The 3,582-nt window shown below is 60.8% G+C and carries 4 protein-coding genes; 3 read left to right on the top strand and 1 reads right to left on the bottom strand.

Annotation, left to right across the window (positions count from 1 at the left end):
* The first annotated feature begins 61 nt into the window (after window positions 1-61).
* The 3 genes from astB to astE are packed head-to-tail and all read left to right on the top strand — an operon-like array spanning window position 62 to window position 2,776.
* On the top strand, window positions 62-1,408 hold the full coding sequence (astB, locus tag D6877_RS24180) for an N-succinylarginine dihydrolase (RefSeq protein WP_130912331.1): 1,347 nt from the start codon (window positions 62-64) through the stop codon (window positions 1,406-1,408).
* Between the two features lie 57 nt (window positions 1,409-1,465).
* The gene (locus tag D6877_RS24175) at window positions 1,466-1,756 is read left to right on the top strand and encodes a hypothetical protein (protein ID WP_016773591.1); all 291 of its coding nucleotides are present in this window, start codon (window positions 1,466-1,468) and stop codon (window positions 1,754-1,756) included.
* Between the two features lie 12 nt (window positions 1,757-1,768).
* Window positions 1,769-2,776: a succinylglutamate desuccinylase gene (astE, locus tag D6877_RS24170; protein WP_130912330.1), complete on the top strand. Its 1,008-nt coding sequence runs from the start codon at window positions 1,769-1,771 to the stop codon at window positions 2,774-2,776.
* 152 nt (window positions 2,777-2,928) lie between these two features.
* Here astE and D6877_RS24165 read toward each other — a convergent pair whose 3' ends face one another.
* The gene (locus D6877_RS24165) at window positions 2,929-3,438 is read right to left on the bottom strand and encodes a 6,7-dimethyl-8-ribityllumazine synthase (RefSeq protein ID WP_076563870.1); all 510 of its coding nucleotides are present in this window, start codon (window positions 3,436-3,438) and stop codon (window positions 2,929-2,931) included.
* Window positions 3,439-3,582 lie beyond the last annotated feature (144 nt).

The raw sequence follows: 3,582 nt of genomic DNA, 5'->3' as shown, positions 1-3,582 counted from the left end.
CCTCGGTCTTAAAGAATAGTTACTGAAGCCTATAACAACAGATTCTCGTGGAGCCTCGCTGATGAAATCCTATGAAGTCAATTTTGACGGTCTAGTGGGGCCGACCCATAACTACGGTGGTCTGTCCTACGGCAACGTCGCCTCGCAGAGCAACAGTCAGCAATCCTCGAATCCGAAGGAAGCGGCGCTGCAAGGTCTGGCGAAGATGAAAGCGCTGATGGACATGGGCTTTCAGCAAGGCGTGCTGGCTCCGCAGGAACGTCCCGACGTGGCCGCGCTGCGCCGTCTGGGCTTCAGCGGGACTGACGCGCAAGTGATCGAACGCGCCGCCAAAGAAGCGATGCCGCTGCTGGTCGCCAGTTGCTCGGCGTCGAGCATGTGGGTGGCCAACGCCGCCACGGTCAGCCCGAGTGCCGACACCGCTGACGGCCGCGTGCACTTCACCGCTGCCAACCTCAATTGCAAATACCACCGCAGCATCGAACACCCGACCACCAGCCGCGTGCTCGGGGCGATGTTCGCCAATCAACAGCACTTCGCCCATCACGCCGCCTTGCCGGCAGTGGCGCAGTTCGGCGACGAAGGCGCGGCCAACCACACGCGTTTCTGCCGTGAATACGGCGAAGCGGGCGTCGAGTTTTTCGTGTTCGGCCGCAGTGCGTTCGACAACCGTTTCCCGGCGCCGCAGAAATACCCTGCACGCCAGACCCTCGAAGCCTCGCAAGCCGTGGCGCGTCTGCACGGTCTGCGTGACGAAGGCGTGGTCTATGCGCAGCAGAATCCCAACGTCATCGATCAGGGCGTGTTCCACAACGACGTGATCGCCGTGGGCAACGGTGAAGTGCTGTTCTATCACGAGGACGCGTTCCTCGAGACCGACAAGATGCTCGCCGAACTGCAAGGCAAGCTGGCCAAGGTTGGTGGCAACTTCCAGTCGGTGTGTGTGCCGCGTTCGGCAGTCAGCGTCGATGACGCGGTGCGTTCCTACCTGTTCAACAGCCAGTTGCTGTCGCGTGCCGATGGTTCGATGCTGCTGATCGTGCCGCAGGAATGCCAGGCCAACGAACGCGTCTGGGCTTATCTGCAGAGCCTGACCAGCTCCGGTGGGCTGATCCGCGAAGTGAAGGTCTTCGATCTCAAGCAAAGCATGCAGAACGGCGGTGGCCCGGCATGTCTGCGTCTGCGCGTGGCGCTGAATGAAACCGAACTGGCGGCGGTCAACCCAGGGGTTATCATGACGGCCCCGTTATACGGTTCGTTGACCGCATGGGTCGAAAAGCACTACCGCGACCGCCTGAGCGAAACCGATCTGGCGGACCCGCAGTTGCTGCTTGAATGCCGGACGGCACTGGATGAACTGACGCAAATCCTTAAACTGGGCGCGGTTTATCCCTTCCAGATCAATTGATCGCCGGCGCGCTGCCTGAACGCGGCGCGCGGCGTGTCACCCCAAGAGAGTAAAAACATGAGCGATTCCCTGCAGCTGATCCTTGAAGACACCGACGGCACGCAATTGCAAACCTCGTGCACCCGCGTCGCGGTGATGTGGCAAGGCAAAGAGCTGTGGATCCAGCAGGACGGCCGTGGCCAGCTGCTGATCGGCGTGGACGTCGAGGAAGGTGACGAAGAGTACGCCAACCTGCTGCTGCGCCCATTGGCGACTAATCTGGTAAGTCTGCAACTGGAAATGGAACCGGCCGACCTCGGCGCTGACGAGGATCACGTACACGGCCCGGATTGCAACCACGACCACTAAGGAAACCGCTCTATGCTCGCCCTCGGCAAACTGCTTGAACTGACCCTCGCCGGCCGCGAACCGGCGGAGAAGACTCAACTGACTGTCGAAGGCGTGCGCATGCGCTGGTTGAGCGAAGGGGCGCTGGAAGTCCGGCCCCCGGAAGCGCGCGACAATGGCTTGGACCTGCTGCTGTCGGCAGGCATCCATGGCAATGAAACCGCACCGATCGAGTTGCTCGATCGGTTGCTGCACGACATTGCACGCGGCGATCTCAAGCCGCGCGCACGCATTCTGTTCCTGTTCGGCAACCCGGAAGCGATCCGCAAGGGCGAGCGTTTCGTCGAGCAGGATGTCAATCGGCTGTTCAACGGCCGCCACGAACAAAGCAGCGGCTCGGAAGCTTTGCGCGCCTGTGAGCTGGAACGGCTGGCGGCGAGTTTCTTCAGCAAGCCCGATCGCCAGCGTCTGCACTACGACCTGCACACGGCGATTCGTGGCTCGAAAATCGAACAGTTCGCCTTGTACCCGTGGAAGGAAGGGCGCCAGCATTCCCGTCGCGAACTTGCGCGCCTGCGCGCCGCCGGCATGGAAGCAGTGCTGTTGCAGAACAAGCCATCCATCGTCTTCAGTTCGTACACCTACGACAAACTCGACGCCGAGGCTTTCACCCTGGAACTGGGCAAGGCGCGGCCGTTCGGGCAGAACGACGGCGTCAACGTCTCACTGCTGGAAACCCGTCTGAAGCAGATCATCGAAGGCACTGAGCCGGAGACAGAAGAAGGGCTGGACGGTTTGCAGCTGTTCAGCGTGGCGCGGGAAATCATCAAGCACAGCGATGCGTTCCGCCTGAATCTGCCGGCGGACATCGAGAACTTTTCCGAGCTGGAGCCGGGTTATGTGCTGGCCGAAGACCTGGCCAATACCCGCTGGGTGATCGAAGAGCAGGGCGCACGAATCATCTTCCCCAACCCCAAGGTCAAGAACGGCTTGCGCGCCGGCATCCTGATCGTCCCGGCCACTGACGAAAACCTCGCCTGATAGCGACATCTGAATCGGCACAAAACCAATGTGGGAGCGAGCCTGCTCGCGAAAGCGGTCTACCAGTCAACTTGTCGTCGGCTGGCAGTCCCTCTTCGCGAGCAGGCTCGCTCCCACATTTGATTTGAGTGAGGTCAAAAACTCACTCGACGTTACACGGCTACCGCACGCGGCTCTGTACGACGCAGCGCACGAACTTTCTGCAGCGTGTCCGCGCAAGTCCGCGCTGCTTCCTGGCCCTTGTGCACAAAGTGCTCGAAGAAGAACTTCTGATGCTCTTCGCCCGAATGGAAGTGATGCGGGGTCAGCGACACCGAGAACACCGGCACTTCGGTTTCCAGCTGCACCTGCATCAGGCCGCTGACCACCGATTGCGCAACGAATTCGTGGCGATAAATGCCGCCGTCCACCACCAGGGCGGCGGCGACGATGCCGGCGTAACGGCCGGACTTGGCCAGCAGCTTGGCGTGCAGCGGCATTTCAAAGGCGCCGCCGACTTCGAAGAAATCGATGTCCGATTCCTGATAGCCCTGCACCAGCATTTCAGCGACGAAGCCTTTACGGCTCTGGTCGACGATTTCCTTGTGCCAGCAGGCCTGGATGAACGCGACGCGCTCGCCCTGTGGGTGTTTGCTTTTGCTGTCGATAGCGGTGGGTTGCATGTTCTGACTCCTGTTTGTGTGAAAAACAGGGCGTTATGAATCGAAAGGGATGCAAGGGTGCGAACGCAGGCACGGATGCACGCGGACGGCCCTTTGGCGTCGATCCCGTTCTCTCTTCATCCGGACTATGACCGTCGGCCCCGG

It is taken from the genome of Pseudomonas sp. Sample_9, from assembly GCF_004307535.1.
In the GTDB taxonomy this organism is placed as follows: domain Bacteria; phylum Pseudomonadota; class Gammaproteobacteria; order Pseudomonadales; family Pseudomonadaceae; genus Aquipseudomonas; species Aquipseudomonas mercuritolerans.
This window is presented reverse-complemented; position numbering and strand designations above follow the sequence as displayed.